The following is an 18,866-nucleotide window of genomic DNA, read 5'->3' as shown; positions in this document are numbered from 1 at the left end:
AGTCCGTGGCACCCGGCCGCCGCCGGCCGGGTGATGGCGCGGATCAGCCGGTCAGTCCTTGGCGACCAGCTTGGTGCACTGGGTTTCGGCGATCGGCCGGTAGGCCTGGTCGCCGGGGATGGTGCGAACGATCTTGTACAGGTCCCACTCTCCCTTGGACTCGGCCGGTGTCTTGACCTGCACCAGGTACATGTCGTGCACCATGCGGCCGTCCTCGCGAATGCGCCCATCCTTGGCGAACATGTCGTTGACCGGGGTCTTGGCCATCTGCGCACGCACCGCGACGGTCTCGTCGGTGCCGGCGGCCTTCACCGCGTTCAGGTAGTGGGTGGTCGCCGAGTAGATGCCGGCGTGCACCATGCCCGGCATGCGCTTGGTGCGCTCGTAGTAGCGCTTGGCCCAGGCGCGGGTGTCCTCGTTCATGTCCCAGTACCAGCCGGTGGTCAGCATCAGGCCCTGGGTCACGTCCAGGCCCATGGCATGGATGTCGTTGAGGAACACCACCATGCCGGCGAGCTTCTGCCCGGACTGGGTGACGCCGAACTCGCTGGCGGTCTTCAGCGAGTTGACGGTATCGGCGCCGGCGTTGGCCAGGGCGATGACCTCGGCGCCGGAGCCCTGCGCCTGCAGCATGTAGGAGGAGAAATCGCTGCTCGGGAACGGATGGCGGACCTTGCCGACGATGCTGCCACCGTCGCCTTCCACCACCTTGGTGATGTCGGCTTCCATGGCGTGGCCGAAGGCGTAGTCGGCGGTGAGGATGTACCAGCTCTTGCCGCCGTCGGCGAGCACCGCCTTGGCCGTGCCGTTGGCCAGCGCGTAGGTGTCGTAAGTCCAGTGGATGTGGTTCGGCGAGCAGAACTCATTGGTGATGCTGGAAGCCGCCGCGCCGGAGATCAGCGCCAGCTTGCCGCCCTGCTCCACCACCTTGCTCGCCGCCAGCACCACGGAGCTTGCGACCATGCCGGTCACCATGTCGACGTTGCGCTCGTCGATCCACTGACGCACGGTGTTGGCACCGACGTCCGGCTTGTTCAGGTCATCGGCGTGGAAGACGACGATCTTCTTGCCGTCGACCGTGCCGCCGAAATCCTCCACCGCCATCTTCAGCGCTTCCAGGCCGCCCGGGCCGGAGAGGTCGCGGTAGGTACCGGACATGTCGGCCAGATAGCCGATGCGGATTTCATCGTTGCTGATCTCGGCCTGGGCGGCCGAAGCGATCAGGGAAGAAGCCAGGATGACGCTCGCGCTCTTGCGGAAAAAGCTCATGTAATCACCACTCTCGATTGTTTTTGTTGTGGTTCGGGCCGGCATCCACTGCGGCCGGTTGCTGCTTCCTGAGTCGTCCGGGGCTTACACCCCGAGACAGGAATTGAGGAAATCCTTCTTCGAATCCAGCTCCGCCGCCTCGATCTCCTCGATGATGCGGCCGTGTTCCATGACGTAATGGCGGTCGGCCAATGGCGCGGCGAAGCGGAAGTTCTGCTCCACCAGGACGATGGTCAGGCCGCGCTGTTTGAGCTTGATCAGCACCTCGCCGAGCTTCTGCACGATGACCGGCGCCAGGCCTTCGGTGATCTCGTCGAGCAGCAGCAGGTTGGCACCGGTGCGCAGGATGCGCGCCATGGCCAGCATCTGCTGCTCGCCGCCGGAGAGCCGCGTACCCTGGCTGAAGCGGCGCTCGTAAAGGTTGGGAAACATCTCGTAGAGCTCGTCCAGGCTCATGCCGCCGCTGCGCACCGTGGGCGGCAGCAAGAGGTTTTCCTCGACGCTCAGGCTGGCGAAGATGCCGCGCTCTTCCGGGCAATAGCCGACGCCCAGCCGCGGAATCTGGTGGGCCGGCATGCCGATGGTTTCGTTGCCATTGACCACGATGGAGCCGGTGCGGCGACCGACCATGTTCATAATCGCCCGCAGGGTGGTGGAGCGTCCGGCGCCGTTGCGTCCGAGCAAGGTCACCAGCTCGCCGCGGCCGACCACCAGATCGACGCCATGCAGGATGTGCGACTCGCCGTAGAAGGCGTGCAGATCGCTGACGCGCAGCTGATCGCGGTCCATGGGCGGGGTCATGCGTGCGCCTCCTCGAGTGCCGCGGCTTCGCTGCCGAGATAGGCTTCGCGCACCTGCGGGTTGGCCGAAACGCTGTCGTAGTCGCCCTCGGCGAGCACCGAGCCACGCGCCAGCACGGTGATGCGATCGCACAGGCGGCTGACCACGCTGAGGTTGTGCTCGACCATCAGCACCGTGCGGTTGGCAGCGGCCTTGCGCACCAGCTCGACGACCATGTCGACGTCCTCGCTGCCCATGCCCTGGGTCGGTTCGTCGAGCAACAGCACGAAGGGATCGAGCGCCAGGGTGGTGGCCAGCTCCAGCGCGCGCTTGCGACCGTAGGGCAGCTCGATCGCCAGGGTCTGGGCGAAGGATTGCAGGTCCACCTCAGCGAGCAGCTGCATCACCTGATCGTCCAACTCGCGCAGGCTGCGTTCGGATTTCCAGAAGTGGAAGGAATTGCCCATCTTCTGCTGCAGCGCGACACGCACGTTCTCCAGCACGCTCATGTGGCCGAACACCGCGGAGATCTGGAACGAGCGCACCAGGCCGAGCCGGGCGATCTCGTTGGCCTTCATCGAGGTGATGTTCTTGCCGCGATAGAGGATCTCGCCACGGGTGGGCGTGAGGAATTTGGTGAGCAGATTGAATACGGTGGTCTTGCCGGCGCCGTTGGGGCCGATAAGCGCATGGATGTGACCCTGACGGACCTTCAGATCGACGGAATCCACTGCGGTGAAGCCGCGGAATTCCTTGGTCAGGCCGCGCGTTTCCAGCACGAACTCTGGTTCCATTGGGTGCCCTCTAACCTTGATTTGTTGTTGTTGGTTATGGCGCAGGTCGTTGCATGACCTTTACGTAAACGATAACAACCGATTTCCGTAAACGGCAAGTGGCTTTTTCAAACGGGTGATTGATCTGGAAGGCGCGAAAAATCTGGGCGAATCGCCACTACCCAGGCGCCATCTGGTTGATTGTTCTGCGCCCAGGCACAGGCACGCCCGTGCCCGGAACCGCTGAAGGAAAGTCTCCGAACGAGGCAAAAAGCCGGGCCTATGCGGCCCGGAAATTCCAACGAGGAGAGGTGCTGCTGCGAGTTGGTGCTTACCAGAGCGGCAGGCTGTAGCTGACGATGAAGCGGTTCTCGTCCAGATCGCTCTGGAAGTTGCTTCGCGTGGTGGCGTTGCGCAGCTTGAAGCCGAGGTTCTTCAGCGGACCGCTCTGGATGACGTAGGCGATGTCGGTGTTGCGCTCCCAGGTCTTGCCTTCGCTGGCGCCGGCGCCACGGTCGACGTTGTCGCCGGAAACGTAGCGGGTCATCAGGCTCAATCCCGGAATGCCCATGGCGGCGAAGTCGTAGTCATAACGGACCTGCCAGGAGCGTTCGTCCTGGTTACCGAAATCGTTGATCTGCAGCAGGTTGATCAACGCGTTATCGCCGCCGGCGACGTAGGCGAAACCGGTATCGCCGCTCATGTGCTGGTAACCGCCGGTGAAAGCGTGACCGCCATGTTTGTAGGTGAGCAGCGCGCCGAAGGCATCGTTGTCGACGTTGCTGCCACCATCGTCGGTGGAGCGCACATAGCGCAGGTCGGTCTTGAAGCTCTGCGACTCGCCGATCGGCAGCACATGGACCAGGCTGAGGTTGTGCTGGTCGTAGATGCCGTCCAGCCCGCCGTAGTAGTAGCTGGTAGCCAATTGTGGCGACCAGTCGTAGCGCCCGCCGGCGAAGAGGAACTCGTCGCTCGTCGTATTGCTGCCAAAGGTAATGTTGCGCAGCCCGCCATTGAACACCGTCATCTCTTCGTAGTTGGAAGAGTCGCGGTAGCTCGTGCGATCGAGCATGCCGAGATCCAGCGTAAGGCCTTCGACGTCCTTGCTCTGCAGCCAGGCGCCGCGATAGATGTTGGGCAGCAGGCGGCTGTCATTGCGCATCAGCACCGGAATCACCGGTTGCAGGGTCCCCACGTGCAGCGTGGTGGCGGACAGCTTGGCCTTCGCCGTCAGGCCTGCCGTGCCGTAGTCGTCCGCCGGTTCACCGGAAGCCGAGCGTGGCAGCAGGCCGGTGCCGCCGCGACCGGAGCCGGAGTCGAGCTTGACGCCGAGCAGGCCGATGGCATCCAGGCCGAAGCCGACCGGTCCTTCGGTGTAGCCGGATTCCATTTTCAGGATGAAGCCCTGGGCCCACTCCTCGGCCTTGGACTGGCCGGTGCCGGAGCGGAAGTCACGGTTCATGTAGAAGTTGCGCAGTTCTACAGCGGCCTTGCTGTCTTCGATGAAAGCGGCCGAGGCCACGTTCGATGCACCGAGGGCGATGGCCGCGATGCTGGCGGACAGGACGGTTCGGCTTGCTGGTTTCAGTTGCATAGCTTTCTCTCTTGTTGTTGTGATCGTTGATGCAGCTGTTGAGCCCGACTGCGAACTGCTCGGGCTCGGATTACCACCTCATGCGGTAATGCGGTGCTCGCGCTCAGCGCGCGGGGCTCCTGGGCACACGGCCCAGCAGATAGAACTCGTCGTTGGGCGGGGTACGCGCCATGGACACCAGGCGGTTGGAGAGGCCGAACAGTCCGGCGATGGCGCCGATGTCCCAGATGTCGTCGAGGCTGAAACCCTGGGTTTCCAGCCGCGCTTGCCAGGCGTCGTCCAGCACGCCGCGGCCGGCGGCCAGGTGCATGGCGAAGTCGAGCATGGTGCGCTGGCGTTCGGAGATCGGCGCGGTGCGGTAGTTGACGGCGATCTGGTCGGCCAGCTGCGCGTCCTTGGCGAGGATGCGCAGGATCGCGCCATGGGCAACCACGCAATACAGGCAGCCGTGGTCGGCGCTGACCGCGACCACGATCATCTCCTTCTCGGCCTGGGTCAGGCTGTCGGCTTCGCGCTCCATCAGCGCATCGTGATAGGCGAAGAAGGCGCGAAACTCCGCCGGCCGATGGGCCAGCATGAGAAACACGTTGGGAATGAAACCGGCCTTTTCCTGCACGGCGAGAATCCGCTCGCGCAGATCGGCGGGCAGTGTGTCGAGGCTGTCGGGCAGCGGGAAACGGCTGATTGACCGAGCAATAGGCAGCGCCATGGAAAGCTCCTTTTCGGATGAGCGAATGGCCGGCCGGGCGAACCCGGCCGGTGCCGGTCAGTGCTGTTCGCTGATGCCCAGCTCGACCACGCTGATCTCGCGCATGCGGAACTTCTGGACCTTGCCGCTGATGGTCATCGGGAAGTCGTCGACGAACTTGATGTGCCGCGGCGTCTTGAAGTGGGCAATGCGGCCCTTGCAGAACTCGCGCAGCGCCTCGGCCTCGACCTGATGGCCCGGGTGCAGCTTGACCCAGGCGACGATCTCCTCGCCGAACTTGCTGTCCGGCACGCCGATCACCTGCACGTCGGCCACCGCCGGATGGGTGAAGAGGAATTCCTCGATCTCACGCGGGTACACGTTCTCGCCGCCGCGGATGATCATGTCCTTGTTGCGGCCGACGATCTTGATGTAACCCTCGTCGTCCATCACCGCGAGGTCACCGGTGTGCATCCAGCGCGCGCCGTCGATGGCCTCGCGGGTGGCATCCGGGTTGTTCCAGTAGCCGAGCATCACGCTGTAGCCGCGGGTGCAGAGTTCGCCGATCTGCCCGCGCGGCACAACCGCGCCGTGCTCGTCGACGATCTTGCTTTCCAGGTGCGGCTGGGTGCGGCCGACGCTGGTGACGCGGCGTTCCAGGTCGTCATCGGCGCTGGTCTGCGTGGAGACCGGGCTGGTTTCGGTCATGCCGTAGGCGATCTGCATTTCGGCCAGGTGCATGTCGTCGATGACGCGCTTCATCACCTCGATCGGGCAGGTGGAGCCGGCCATGATGCCGGTGCGCAGGCTGCTCAGGTCCAGCGACTGGCGCTCCGGATGGTCGAGCATGGCGATGAACATGGTCGGCACGCCGTACATGCCGGTGGCCTTTTCCTCGGCCGCAGCCTGCAATGCGGCCAGCGGCTCGAAGGCGGCGCTCGGGTAGATCATGGTGGTGCCGTGGGTGACGCAGCCGAGGTTGCCCATGACCATGCCGAAGCAGTGGTACAGCGGCACCGGGATCACCAGACGGTCATGCTCGGTGAGCCTGAGGCTCTCGCCGACCATGTAGCCATTATTGAGGATGTTGTAGTGGCTGAGCGTGGCGCCTTTCGGAAAGCCCGTGGTGCCGGAGGTGTACTGGATGTTGATGGGGTCGTCGAACTGCAGGCGCTCGCCGCACTGGCGCAGCTGCTCGGGGCCGACCTGCTCGGCCATCTCCATCAGCGCCTGCCACTGCAGCATGCCGTCCACCGGCTTGTCGCACAGGCTGATCACGCCGCGCAGCTCCGGCAGCATATGGCTCTGCAGGGCGCCGACGGCGGCGCTTTCCAGCTCCGGCAGCAGCTCGTGGAGCATGGCGTGGTAATCGGACGTCTTGAAGGCATCGGCGCAGATCAGCCAGCGGCAGCCGGACTGTTTCAAGGCGTACTCGAGTTCGCTGAGGCGGTAGGCGGGATTGATGTTGACCAGCACCACGCCGATCTTCGCGGTGGCGAACTGGGTGATGCACCACTGGGCATTGTTCGGTGACCAGATGCTCACTCGTTCGCCAGCTTGCAGTCCGAGGGCCAGCAGGCCACGCGCGCAACGGTCCACCGCCTCCGCCAGTTCCGCCCAGGTGTAACGCAGCTGCTGATGGCGCACCACCAGAGCCTCACGCTGGGGGAAGCGCTCCACGGTACGATCGAACGCCGCGCCGATGGTCATGGGCAACAGGGGTTTGCTCTGCGGTCCGCAGGTATAGCTCGGAAGACTCATGACGATTTCCTCAGTCTTATGTTTGTTATGAGGCGTACTCGCAAGGGCGCTGGCGCTGCTGACAGTCACCCTAGCCACGATTACGTTAACGTAAAGGTAACTAAGTGACAACATGTCGCGGAGTAGGCGAAAGTCGAGGGCGCAGGAAGGCAAATAGCCAGTATCCAGCGGTATGGCGTGGGGTCGTTGCGGGTCAGATCAGACTGCCATGGCATGCCTGGATGCTGGCAATCGCGGCACGGATTCGGGTGCTTCGCAATGATGCCGCGCTCGCCCCGTCACGCGCCTTCGCACTGGTACTCGTGATGGAAGTCCAGCGCAGCGAGGTTCTTGTCCTTGGCTTCGAGCATGATGTCGAAGCGGTCCAGAAACTGAAACGCATAGCGATTCGTCCAGCGGTTCCACATGCGCTTGCTGTGCGCATAGAGGTCGCGCTTGCTGACCTGCTCCAGCAACTCGGGGATTTCCAGCTTCCGCTCCGGCGCGAAGCCCAGCTCCATCAGGCGCTCCGGCGGCTGCGAGTAGTGCATGGTGGGCCGCACGCCGCGCCAGCTTTCCAGAACACGCTCGATGCGCGGGTCGTCCGGCTCGATGTAGCGGCCCTCGTGAATCCAGCAGTGATGGATGTCCAGCACCACCGGCGCGAGGTCCGCGAGGCTCAGGCAGTCGTCCAGGCCATAGGTCTTCTCGTCGTTCTCGAAGGTGATGCACTGGCGCGCCTCGCTCGACAGGCGCGGCCACACGGCACGCACACCCTCGGCGCCGAGTCGCCCGGCGATATGCAGGTTGCACTTGAAGTCCTGGAAGCGCCGGCCATAACCCATCATGCGGATCATGTCGGCGTGGTACTCGAATTCCGCCAGGCTGTTCTCCACCACCTGCGGCTTGTCCGACCCCAGCACGCAGTACTGGCCGGGATGCATCGACAGGCGGATGTCGTGGGCTCGCGCCAGCTCGCCGATCGCGGCGAAACCCGCCTCGAGGCGGCTCTGCATTTCGGCGCGGCGGTAGAACGGCGCGATCTCGGCATGGCTGTAGAACGGCAGCAGGTCGCTGGACAGCCGCAACATGCGCAGCATCGGCGGCAACGTGGCGACGTATTCGAGCAACACCCGCTGGGCGTTCAGGTTGTGCTCGACGATCTCCTCGAGCTTCGCTTCGGCCGCCTCGCGCCCCACCGAGGCCATCCAGCGCAGCGTGGTGCTGCGCGGGTTGAAGGTGCGCTCGATGCGCTCCAGTTCCTTCAGCGAGAGGCTCTGTTGCGGATGGCGATACATGCAGGCGAAGCCGATACGGGGCATGGATTCCTCGTCGATGACAGGCCGGCGCTCCGACCACTGCCTGTTTAGTCCCGCCCGCGTCGAGCCGAGTGCCCGACCGCCGACGAAACACCACCCTCGGCATTCATGGCCGGGCAGCACCGCTCTTGCCGTGCACCTATGCTTGCAGAACGCCGCCCGCTGGCATGTTGACAGACCGCTGGCGGACCTTTACGTTAACGTAAAGCAGCGAGCAGCCACTTCCCGAAGGCGTTCAGGCTGCGACCGGAGCGCCGGCCGGAACCCGCCGGACGAACGAATTCTCTGAAACAGAACAATTACAAGACAAGCAGGTGGCCCCATGAACTACTCCAGCCTCAATTTCGCCCTCGGTGAAACCATCGACATGCTGCGCGAACAGGTCCAGGCCTTCGTCGCCGCCGAGCTGGCGCCGCGCGCCGAAGCCATCGACCAGGAGAACCTGTTCCCGGCGGACATGTGGAGAAAATTCGGCGAGATGGGTCTGCTCGGCGTGACCGTCTCCGAGGAATACGGCGGCGCCGGCCTCGGCTACCTGGCCCACGTGGTGGCGATGGAAGAGATCAGCCGCGGCTCGGCCTCGGTCGCCCTCTCCTACGGCGCCCACTCCAACCTGTGCGTCAACCAGATCAACCGCAACGGCAACCCCGAGCAGAAGGCCCGCTACCTACCCAAGCTGATCAGCGGCGAACACGTCGGCGCGCTGGCCATGAGCGAGCCGAATGCCGGCTCCGACGTGGTCTCCATGAAGCTGCGCGCAGAAAAGCGCGGCGACCGCTACGTGCTCAACGGCAGCAAGACCTGGATCACCAACGGCCCGGACGCCAACACCTACGTGATCTACGCCAAGACCGACCTGGACAAGGGTCCGCACGGCATCACCGCCTTCATCGTCGAGCGCGACTGGAAAGGTTTCTCCCGCGGCAACAAGTTCGACAAGCTCGGCATGCGTGGCTCCAACACCTGCGAGCTGTTCTTCGATGACGTCGAGGTGCCGCAAGAGAACGTGCTGGGCGTCGAGAACGGCGGCGTCAAGGTGCTGATGAGCGGCCTGGATTACGAGCGCGTGGTACTGGCCGGCGGCCCGACCGGGATCATGCAGGCCTGCCTCGACGTGGTGGTGCCCTACATCCACGACCGCAAGCAGTTCGGTCAGAGCATCGGCGAGTTCCAGTTCATCCAGGGCAAGGTGGCGGACATGTACACCCAGCTCAACGCCAGCCGCGCCTATCTCTACGCCGTCGCCCAGGCCTGCGACCGTGGCGAGACCACCCGCAAGGACGCCGCCGGGGTGATCCTCTATACCGCCGAGAACGCCACGCAGATGGCCCTGCAGGCGATCCAGATCCTCGGTGGCAACGGCTATATCAACGAATTCCCCACCGGCCGCCTGCTGCGTGACGCCAAGCTCTATGAGATCGGCGCCGGCACCAGCGAGATCCGCCGGATGCTGATCGGACGCGAGCTGTTCAACGAATCCAGGTGAGCTGCGGGCGGAACAACGCCCAACCCTCGTAGGGTGGAAAACCGCGAAGCGTTTTCCACCGCAGTCGGTGGATGGCAGAGCCATCCATGATGGAATTGAACGGAGCCAACCATGGCCATCCTGCACACCCAGATCAATACCCGTTCGCCGGAGTTCGCCGCCAACAGCGCGGCGATGCTCGAACAGGTGAACAACCTGCGCGCCCTGCTCGGCCGCGTCAGCGAAGGCGGCGGCGCCACCGCCCAGCAGCGCCATGTCTCACGCGGCAAGCTCCTGGTGCGCGAGCGCATCGATACCCTGCTCGACGCCGGCTCGGCCTTTCTCGAACTCGCGCCGCTGGCCGCTCATGAGGTCTATGGCGAAGACGTCGCTGCTGCCGGCGTAGTGGCCGGGATCGGCCGCGTCGAAGGCGTCGAGTGCATGATCATCGCCAACGACGCCACCGTGAAAGGCGGCACCTACTACCCGCTGACCGTAAAGAAGCACCTGCGCGCGCAGACCGTCGCCCGCGAGAACCGCCTGCCCTGCATCTACCTGGTGGACTCCGGCGGCGCCAATCTGCCGCGTCAGGACGAGGTGTTCCCGGACCGCGAACACTTCGGCCGCATCTTCTTCAACCAGGCCAACATGAGCGCCATGGGCATCCCGCAGATCGCCGTGGTGATGGGCTCCTGCACTGCCGGCGGCGCCTACGTGCCAGCGATGGCCGACGAGACCATCATGGTACGCAACCAGGCGACCATCTTTCTCGCCGGCCCGCCGCTGGTGAAGGCTGCCACCGGCGAAGTGGTAACCGCCGAGGAACTGGGCGGCGCCGACGTGCACTGCAAGACCTCGGGCGTCGCCGACCACTACGCCGAGAACGACGAGCACGCGCTTTCCATCGCCCGCCGCTGCGTGGCCAACCTTAACTGGCGCAAGCTCGGCCAGCTGCAGACCCGCGAACCGCGCGCACCGCTGTATGCCGCCGACGAGCTGTACGGTGTGATCCCGGCGCAGGCCAAGCAGCCCTATGACGTGCGCGAGGTGATCGCGCGGCTGGTGGACGGCAGTGAGTTCGATGAATTCAAGGCGCTGTTCGGCACCACCCTGGTCTGCGGCTTCGCCCATCTGCACGGCTACCCGATCGCCATCCTCGCCAACAACGGCATCCTCTTCGCCGAGGCGGCGCAGAAAGGCGCGCACTTCATCGAACTGGCCTGCCAGCGCGGCATTCCGCTGCTGTTCCTGCAGAACATCACCGGTTTCATGGTCGGGCAGAAATACGAGGCCGGCGGCATCGCCAAGCACGGCGCCAAGCTGGTCACCGCGGTGGCCTGCGCCCAGGTGCCGAAGTTCACCGTGCTCATCGGCGGCAGCTTCGGTGCCGGCAACTACGGCATGTGCGGCCGCGCCTACGACCCGCGCTTCCTCTGGATGTGGCCCAACGCACGCATCGCGGTGATGGGTGGCGAACAGGCCGCCGGGGTGCTCGCGCAGGTCAAGCAGGAGCAGAGCGCGCGCGCTGGCAAGAGTCTCGGCGACGATGAGGTGGCGGCCATCAAGCAGCCGATCCTCGAACAGTACGAGCGCCAGGGCCATCCCTATTACTCCAGCGCGCGGCTGTGGGACGACGGCGTGATCGACCCGGCGCAGACCCGCGAGGTGCTGGGGCTGGCGCTGTCCGCCGCGTTGAACGCGCCGATCGAGCCGACCCGCTTCGGCGTGTTCCGCATGTAATCCGTGCCGCCGGCAGCCGAGCGCGCCGGCGCCTGCAGTCGCATCGAGGATGCCGAGATGACCGATTTCCAGACCATCGAACTGAACAAAGACGCGCGCGGCGTGGCCACCCTCTGGCTCAACCGCGCGGACAAGAACAATGCCTTCGACGCCCAGGTGATCGGCGAACTGAACGCAGCGCTGGCCCAGGTGCAGGACGATGCGGGCATCCGCTTCCTCATCCTGCGCGGGCGCGGCAAGCACTTCTCTGCTGGCGCGGATCTCGGCTGGATGCGCGAATCGGCCAAACTCGACTACCAGGCGAACCTGGCTGACGCCCACGAACTCGGCGAGCTGATGCAGCGCCTTTATCAGCTGCCGCAGCCGACCCTGGCCGTGGTGCAGGGCGCGGCCTTTGGCGGCGCGCTGGGGCTGATCGCCTGCTGCGACATGGCCATCGGCGCCCGCGACGCACTGTTCTGCCTGTCGGAAGTCCGCATCGGCCTGGCGCCGGCGGTGATCAGCCCGTACGTGGTCAAGGCCATCGGCGAGCGCGCCACCCGCCGCTACGCGCTGACCGCCGAGCGCTTCGACGGCACACGTGCCCGCGAACTCGGCCTGCTCGCTGAAAGCTACCCGGCCAGTGAGCTGGACGCCGCGCTGGAGCAATGGGTCGACAACCTGCTGCTCAACAGCCCGCAGGCGCTCAAGGCCTGCAAGGACCTGCTGCTGGAAGTGGGCGATGGCGATTTCAGCGCCGACCTGCGCCAGACCACCGAACAGGCCATTGCCCGCCTGCGCACCAGTCCGGAAGGTCAGGAAGGCCTGAGCGCCTTTCTGGAAAAACGTACGCCCGCCTGGCAGGAGAAGAAGTGATGAATCGCCATATCGATACCCTGCTGGTCGCCAACCGCGGCGAGATCGCCTGCCGCGTGATGCGCACCGCCAAGGCCATGGGCCTGACCACCGTTGCGGTGCACAGCGCCATCGACGCCAGCGCGCGCCATGCCCGCGAAGCCGATATCCGCATTGACCTGGGCGGCGCCAAGCCGGCCGAGAGCTACCTGCGCATCGACAGGCTGATCGAGGCGGCCAAGGCCAGCGGCGCCCAGGCGATCCACCCGGGCTACGGCTTTCTCTCGGAGAACGCCGAGTTCGCCCGCGCCATCGAACAGGCCGGGCTGATCTTCCTCGGCCCACCCGCCTCCGCCATCGACGCCATGGGCAGCAAGTCCGCCGCCAAGGCGCTGATGGAAGAAGCCGGCGTGCCGCTGGTGCCGGGCTACCACGGCGAAGCGCAGGACGTGGAAACCTTCCGTGCCGCCGCCGAGGTGATCGGCTATCCGGTGCTGCTCAAGGCCACCGCCGGCGGCGGCGGCAAGGGCATGAAGGTGGTCGAGCGCGAGGCGGACCTGGCCGAGGCGCTGGCATCCGCGCAGCGCGAGGCGCAGTCGTCGTTCGGTGACTCACGCATGCTGGTCGAGAAATACGTGCTCAAGCCGCGCCATGTGGAGATCCAGGTCTTCGCCGACCAGCACGGCAACTGCCTGTACCTCAACGAGCGCGACTGCTCGATCCAGCGCCGCCATCAGAAGGTGGTCGAAGAGGCCCCTGCCCCTGGCCTGTCCCCCGAGCTGCGCCGTGCCATGGGCGAAGCCGCGGTGAAGGCCGCCAAGGCCATCGGCTACGTCGGCGCCGGCACTGTGGAATTCCTGCTGGATGCCCGCGGCGAGTTCTTCTTCATGGAAATGAACACCCGCCTGCAGGTCGAGCACCCGGTCACCGAGGCCATCACCGGCCTCGATCTGGTTGCCTGGCAGATTCGCGTCGCCCGCGGCGAGCCGCTGCCGATCAGCCAGGAGCAGGTGCCGCTGATCGGCCATGCCATTGAGGTACGGCTGTACGCCGAGGACCCGGACAACGATTTCCTCCCCGCCACCGGCACCCTCGAGCTCTACCGTGAAGCCGCGGATGGCCCGGGCCGTCGCGTCGACAGCGGCGTCGCCGAGGGCGATACCGTGTCGCCGTTCTACGACCCGATGCTCGGCAAGCTGATCGCCTGGGGCGAGAACCGCGAGGAAGCACGTCTGCGCCTCTTGGCCATGCTCGACGAGACTGCCGTCGGCGGCGTGCGCACCAACCTCGCGTTCCTGCGCCGCGTCGTCGGCCATCGCGCCTTTGCCGAGGCCGAGCTGGATACCGGCTTTATCCCGCGCCACGAAAGCGAACTACTGCGTCCGGCCGGCGAGCTGTCCGATGCCTTCTGGCAACAGGCTGCCGAGTGCTTCGTACAGAGCGAGCCGACCACGGTTCGCGACGACGATGCCCATTCGCCGTGGTCCAAGCGCAACGGGCTGCGTTTCGGCATGCCGGCGCAGGTCAGCCTGCATCTGCAGTGCAATGGCGAGAGCCGCCGGCTGAAGGTCGACCCGGCAGCGCCGCGGCAGAACGTCCGCACGCCCAGGGCGATCCGCCAGGGCGATGCACTGTACCTGCAGTGGAACGGCGAATGGCTGGCCGTGCGCGCCTTCGACCCCATCGCCGAAGCCGAGGCCAGCCACCAGCATCACGGCGGCCTGACCGCACCGATGAACGGCAGCATCGTGCGTGTACTGGTGGAGGCCGGTCAGCATGTCGAAGCCGGCACCGCGCTGATCGTGCTGGAAGCGATGAAGATGGAACACAGCATCCGCAGCGCCCAGGCTGGCGTAGTCAAGAGCCTGTTCTGCAACGAAGGCGAAATGGTCAGCGAAGGCGCGGTGCTGCTGGAGATGGAAGAGGCCTGAAGGATGCACAAGGTGGACAAGGCTTCGCCGTTGTCCACCCCACGCACGAACGCAAGGCCGTAGGGTGGAAAACGCCGCAGGCTTTTCCACCAGTAGCCGGACGCCTCGGCTGACACACATGAACCGGCGAGCCCGCCAATCGCGCTCGCCCCTGGAGGACATATGAGCCTGCCCAAACAGGTCCGGCTGGTGGAAGTCGGCCCGCGTGACGGTCTGCAGAACGAGCAGCAGCCGATCAGCGTGGCGGACAAGGTGCGCCTGGTCGACGACCTGAGCGCCGCCGGGCTGTCCTATATCGAAGTCGGCAGCTTCGTCTCGCCCAAGTGGGTGCCGCAGATGGCGGGCTCCGCCGAAGTCTTCGCGCAGATCCAGCGCAAGGCCGGGGTCACCTACGCGGCGCTGACGCCGAACATGAAGGGCCTGGAGGCGGCCATCGAGGCCGGCGTGAAGGAAGTCGCGGTGTTCGGTGCGGCCTCCGAAGCTTTCTCGCAGAAGAACATCAACTGCTCCATCGCCGAGAGCCTGGCACGCTTCGCGCCTTTGATGGAGGCTGCCCGCGAGCACGACATTCGCGTGCGTGGCTACGTTTCCTGCGTGCTCGGCTGCCCTTACGAGGGTGAGGTATCGCCAGCCAAGGTCGCCGAAGTGGCCCGAGAGCTGTATGCCATGGGCTGCTACGAGGTTTCCCTGGGCGACACCATCGGCACCGGCACGCCGGGCAAGGCCCGCACGTTGTTCGATACCGTAGCCCGCGAAGTGCCGCGCGAACGGTTGGCCGGGCATTTCCACGACACCTACGGCCAGGCGCTGGCGAATATCTATGCGAGCCTCTTGGAAGGCATCGCCGTGTTCGACAGCTCGGTCGCCGGCCTCGGCGGTTGCCCTTACGCCAAAGGCGCCAGCGGCAATGTCGCCAGCGAAGACGTGCTGTACATGTTCAACGGGCTGGACATAGCCACCGGCATCGACCTCGACGCACTGATCGCCGCCGGCCAGCGCATCAGCCAGCTGCTGGGGCGCGCCAACGGTTCGCGGGTCGCCCGCGCCAGACTGGCCGGTTAGCGGCACCGTTCTTGCTAAACCCTATTCGTCGGGCGCCCATTCAGGTAGCGCCCGGCACGGACAGAACAACAAGTAGAGGTAATTCATGAACAAGATTTACCCCAACGCCGCCCACGCCCTGGAAGGGTTGGTTCAGGACGGCATGACCATCGCCGTCGGCGGCTTCGGCCTGTGCGGCATCCCCGAGCAGCTGATCGGCGCGCTGCGCGACAGCGGCAAGAAGGACCTGACTGCCATCAGCAACAACGCCGGTGTCGACGGTTTCGGCCTCGGCCTGCTGCTGGAGACGCGGCAGATCAGCAAGATGATTTCCTCCTACGTGGGCGAGAACAAGGAGTTCGAGCGCCAGTACCTGGCCGGCGAGCTGGCCCTGGAGTTCACCCCGCAAGGCACCCTGGCCGAGAAGCTGCGTGCCGGCGGCGCGGGTATCCCGGCGTTCTACACCAAGACCGGCTACGGCACCCTGGTGGCCGAGGGCAAGGAAACCCGCCAGTTCAACGGCGAGTGGTACGTGATGGAAGAGTCGCTGACCGCGGACCTGGCCCTGGTCAAGGCGTGGAAGGCCGACAAGGCCGGCAACCTGCTGTTTCGCAAGACCGCGCGCAACTTCAACCCGCTGGCAGCGATGGCCGGCGAGGTCTGCGTCGTCGAGGTGGAGGAGATCGTCGAGACCGGCGAGCTGGACCCGGACCAGATTCACCTGCCGGGTATCTACGTGCATCGCATCGTGCACAACCCGAACCCGGAAAAACGCATCGAAAAACGCACGGTGAGGAGCTGAGACCATGGCCTGGACACGTGAACAGATGGCGCAACGCGCCGCCCAGGAGCTGCAGGACGGCTTCTACGTCAACCTCGGTATCGGCCTGCCGACCCTGGTGGCCAACTACATCCCGGAAGGCATGGACGTCTGGCTGCAGAGCGAGAACGGCCTGCTCGGCATCGGCCCCTTCCCGAGCGAGGAAGAGATCGACCCGGACCTGATCAACGCCGGCAAGCAGACCGTCACCGCCCTGCCCGGCTCGAGCTTCTTCGACAACGCGCAGAGCTTTGCCATGATCCGCGGCGGCCACATCAACCTGGCCATCCTCGGCGCCATGCAGGTGTCGGAAAAGGGCGACCTGGCCAACTGGATGATCCCCGGCAAGATGGTCAAGGGCATGGGCGGCGCGATGGACCTGGTGGCCGGCGTCAAGCGCGTCGTGGTGCTGATGGAGCACACCGCCAAGGGCGGCGCGCACAAGATCTTGCCGGCCTGCGACCTGCCACTGACCGGCCTCGGCGTGGTCGACCGGATCATCACCGACCTCGGCGTGCTGGACGTCACCGAGCAGGGCCTGAAACTGGTGGAACTGGCCGAAGGCGTCAGCTTCGAGGAGCTGCAAGAGGCCACCGGCTGCCCGATCCAGCGCTGAAGCCTGGGTGCGGGAAGCACGCCGGAGCACCCCTTGCCCGCTGCGTCTTCCCGCCTGCCCCGAAAGCCCCGAGCCGGCGGCGCGCCAGCACTGGCCAGTCACCCAGGCGCCCGTATACTGCGGCATCGACCGGTCTGCCAGCGCGCTGACCAACGGCTTGCCCCCTGTCGTTCGAGGGCACCCTTTCCCGGAGCCAGGCCGTGTGCCTGGTCCTCGCGTTACGCTCCGGCGTAGCGCTTTTTTATTCGGAGTCCGTCATGCAAGACGTCGTCATCGTAGCTGCAACCCGCACCGCCATCGGCAGTTTCCAGGGCTCGCTGGCCAATGTGCCGGCGGTCGAACTGGGCGCCACCGTGATCCGCGCCCTGCTGGAAAAGACCGGTATCGACCCGGCCCAGGTCGATGAAGTCATCCTCGGCCATGTGCTCACCGCCGGCGCCGGGCAGAACACCGCGCGCCAGGCCTCGATCAAGGCCGGCCTGCCCCACGCCGTACCGTCCATGACGCTGAACAAGGTCTGCGGCTCGGGCCTCAAGGCCGTGCATCTGGCCGTGCAGGCGATCCGCTGCGGCGATGCCGAAGTGGTCATCGCCGGCGGCATGGAGAACATGAGCCTGGCGCCCTACGTTCTGCCCGGCGCACGCACCGGTCTGCGCATGGGCCACGCGCAGATCGTCGACACCATGATCACCGACGGCCTGTGGGATGCCTTCAACGACTACCACATGGGCATCACCGCGGAGAACCTGGCCGACAAGTACGGCATCGACCGCGCCCAGCAGGACGCCTTCGCCGCGCAGTCGCAGCAGCGTGCCGCGACGGCCATCGAAAGCGGCCGCTTCGATGCCGAGATCACCCCGGTCATGATTCCCCAGCGCAAGGGCGACCCGGTCGCCTTCGCCCGTGACGAGCAGCCCCGCGCCGGCACCACCGCCGAATCCCTCGGCGGCCTGCGCGCAGCCTTCAAGAAGGACGGCTGCGTCACTGCCGGCAACGCCTCGACCCTGAACGACGGCGCCGCCGCGGTGGTGCTGATGAGCGCCAGCAAGGCCGAAGCCCTCGGCCTGCCGGTACTGGCGAAGATCGCCGGCTACGCCAACGCCGGCGTCGACCCGGCGATCATGGGTATCGGTCCGGTCACCGCAACCCGCCGCTGCCTGGAAAAGGCCGGCTGGACGCTGGCCGAGCTGGACCTGATCGAAGCCAACGAAGCCTTCGCCGTGCAGGCGCTGTCGGTGGGTAAGGAATTGGGCTGGGATGCCGATAAGGTCAACGTGAACGGCGGCGCCATCGCCCTCGGCCACCCGATCGGCGCCTCGGGCTGCCGTATCCTGGTGACCCTGCTGCACGAGATGCAGCGCCGCGACGTTCGCAAGGGCCTGGCAACACTGTGCATCGGTGGTGGCCAGGGAGTAGCCTTGGCAGTCGAACGCTCCTGAACGCGCCATCGCGGCAGGGCATGCTGGCAGACACGCGCCCGGATCACCGGGCGCGACAGAGGATGATCGGAAGGAATCATGGCGAAACAGACCTACAGTATTTCCGACCTGGCTAATGAGCTGGACATCACCACTCGCGCCATCCGCTTCTATGAAGAGCAGGGCATGCTCACCCCGACCCGTCGCGGTCAGGAACGCATCTACTCACCCAAGGATCGCGTCGCGCTGAAGCTGATCCTGCGCGGCAAGCGCATCGGCTTTTCGCTGGCCGAATGCAAGACGCTGATCGAGCTCTACGATCCCAAGGCCGGCAACCAGAAGCAGCTGAACATCATGCTGCAGATGATCGCCGAGCGGCGCCAGCAGCTGGAGCAGCAGCTGCTCGACATCCAGCAGATGCAGCTGGAGCTGGACACCGCCGAGGAGCGCTGCCGCAGCGCACTGGAAAGCACATTGGCCAAGCAAGCGGCCAGCTGATCGCACGCCCTCCGCTTTACTCCTCTCATCCGGCGTCGCGCCCCGCGCAACGCCGGATTTTGTTTGTCCAGCAGTCAGCCATTGCGGATGTCCATGGAACTGGACATGTTCCAGAATTCCGGACACCGCCGCATGTTCACCTGAGCAGTGTCTGCCGCAGCGGACACCGCTATCGCCCTGCGGGTATCCGAATGCCGCTGCAGACCGCGCCTTTCCTCGATCGCGAGCGATAGGCACAGAACCTGCAATCCACCCTGCGACGCCAGAACAAACCAAAGAACAAGACTGGCGCCGGATCGGCAGCATCGGCTCGGCCTCTGTTCTTGTTCTGGCCTGTTAA

The 18,866-nt window shown here is 65.4% G+C and carries 16 protein-coding genes; 9 read left to right on the top strand and 7 right to left on the bottom strand.

Annotated features, from left to right (window positions below):
• Nucleotides 1-51: 51 nt before the first annotated feature.
• From ACX1DW_RS22390 to ACX1DW_RS22360, 7 genes are all read right to left on the bottom strand, one after another.
• Nucleotides 52-1,269: an ABC transporter substrate-binding protein gene (locus ACX1DW_RS22390; RefSeq protein ID WP_270053096.1), complete on the bottom strand. Its 1,218-nt coding sequence runs from the start codon at nt 1,267-1,269 to the stop codon at nt 52-54.
• Between the two features lie 84 nt (nt 1,270-1,353).
• Nucleotides 1,354-2,070 carry an ABC transporter ATP-binding protein gene (locus ACX1DW_RS22385; RefSeq protein WP_038662714.1) on the bottom strand — a complete coding sequence of 239 codons (717 nt, stop codon included), beginning with the start codon at nt 2,068-2,070 and terminating at the stop codon, nt 1,354-1,356.
• Nucleotides 2,067-2,843 (bottom strand): ABC transporter ATP-binding protein, encoded by a 777-nt coding sequence (locus ACX1DW_RS22380; RefSeq protein WP_458992419.1) that lies wholly within the window; start codon nt 2,841-2,843, stop codon nt 2,067-2,069. The genes ACX1DW_RS22385 and ACX1DW_RS22380 overlap by 4 nt, the downstream gene beginning before the upstream one ends.
• A 310-nt stretch (nt 2,844-3,153) precedes the next feature.
• Nucleotides 3,154-4,416, bottom strand: coding sequence for an OprD family porin (locus ACX1DW_RS22375; protein ID WP_458992418.1), 1,263 nt, complete (start codon nt 4,414-4,416; stop codon nt 3,154-3,156).
• A gap of 103 nt (nt 4,417-4,519) precedes the next feature.
• Entirely contained in the window at nt 4,520-5,125 is a 606-nt protein-coding gene (locus ACX1DW_RS22370) for a peroxidase-related enzyme (RefSeq protein WP_458992417.1), read from the bottom strand.
• 57 nt (nt 5,126-5,182) lie between these two features.
• A complete protein-coding gene (locus ACX1DW_RS22365; RefSeq protein WP_458992416.1) occupies nt 5,183-6,865 on the bottom strand; it encodes an AMP-binding protein in 1,683 nt (560 codons plus the stop codon).
• A gap of 278 nt (nt 6,866-7,143) precedes the next feature.
• Complete coding sequence (locus tag ACX1DW_RS22360) at nt 7,144-8,166, bottom strand: apurinic/apyrimidinic endonuclease family protein (protein WP_458992415.1); 1,023 nt, start codon at nt 8,164-8,166, stop codon at nt 7,144-7,146.
• 319 nt (nt 8,167-8,485) lie between these two features.
• On the opposite strand from ACX1DW_RS22360, the gene ACX1DW_RS22355 reads away from it, so the two are divergent.
• The 9 genes from ACX1DW_RS22355 (at nt 8,486) to ACX1DW_RS22315 (ending at nt 18,526) form a co-directional block, all read left to right on the top strand.
• A complete protein-coding gene (locus tag ACX1DW_RS22355) occupies nt 8,486-9,649 on the top strand; it encodes an isovaleryl-CoA dehydrogenase (RefSeq protein WP_200629591.1) in 1,164 nt (387 codons plus the stop codon).
• A gap of 111 nt (nt 9,650-9,760) precedes the next feature.
• On the top strand, nt 9,761-11,368 hold the full coding sequence (locus ACX1DW_RS22350; protein WP_458992414.1) for a carboxyl transferase domain-containing protein: 1,608 nt from the start codon (nt 9,761-9,763) through the stop codon (nt 11,366-11,368).
• Nucleotides 11,369-11,425: 57 nt separating this feature from the next.
• A complete protein-coding gene (locus ACX1DW_RS22345; protein ID WP_458992413.1) occupies nt 11,426-12,223 on the top strand; it encodes a gamma-carboxygeranoyl-CoA hydratase in 798 nt (265 codons plus the stop codon).
• Nucleotides 12,223-14,133 (top strand): acetyl/propionyl/methylcrotonyl-CoA carboxylase subunit alpha, encoded by a 1,911-nt coding sequence (locus tag ACX1DW_RS22340; protein WP_458992412.1) that lies wholly within the window; start codon nt 12,223-12,225, stop codon nt 14,131-14,133. Before ACX1DW_RS22345 ends, ACX1DW_RS22340 begins: the two co-directional genes overlap by 1 nt.
• A 162-nt stretch (nt 14,134-14,295) precedes the next feature.
• On the top strand, nt 14,296-15,195 hold the full coding sequence (locus ACX1DW_RS22335) for a hydroxymethylglutaryl-CoA lyase (RefSeq protein WP_458992411.1): 900 nt from the start codon (nt 14,296-14,298) through the stop codon (nt 15,193-15,195).
• 85 nt (nt 15,196-15,280) lie between these two features.
• On the top strand, nt 15,281-15,976 hold the full coding sequence (locus ACX1DW_RS22330; RefSeq protein ID WP_458992410.1) for a CoA transferase subunit A: 696 nt from the start codon (nt 15,281-15,283) through the stop codon (nt 15,974-15,976).
• 4 nt (nt 15,977-15,980) lie between these two features.
• Nucleotides 15,981-16,610, top strand: a complete 630-nt coding sequence (locus ACX1DW_RS22325) for a CoA transferase subunit B (RefSeq protein WP_014597528.1) — start codon at nt 15,981-15,983, stop codon at nt 16,608-16,610.
• 257 nt (nt 16,611-16,867) lie between these two features.
• Entirely contained in the window at nt 16,868-18,049 is a 1,182-nt protein-coding gene (locus tag ACX1DW_RS22320; protein ID WP_458992409.1) for an acetyl-CoA C-acetyltransferase, read from the top strand.
• 78 nt (nt 18,050-18,127) lie between these two features.
• Nucleotides 18,128-18,526 (top strand): MerR family transcriptional regulator, encoded by a 399-nt coding sequence (locus tag ACX1DW_RS22315; protein WP_014597531.1) that lies wholly within the window; start codon nt 18,128-18,130, stop codon nt 18,524-18,526.
• Nucleotides 18,527-18,866 lie beyond the last annotated feature (340 nt).

The sequence above is a fragment of the Stutzerimonas sp. KH-1 genome, from assembly GCF_054483855.1.
This window is presented reverse-complemented; position numbering and strand designations above follow the sequence as displayed.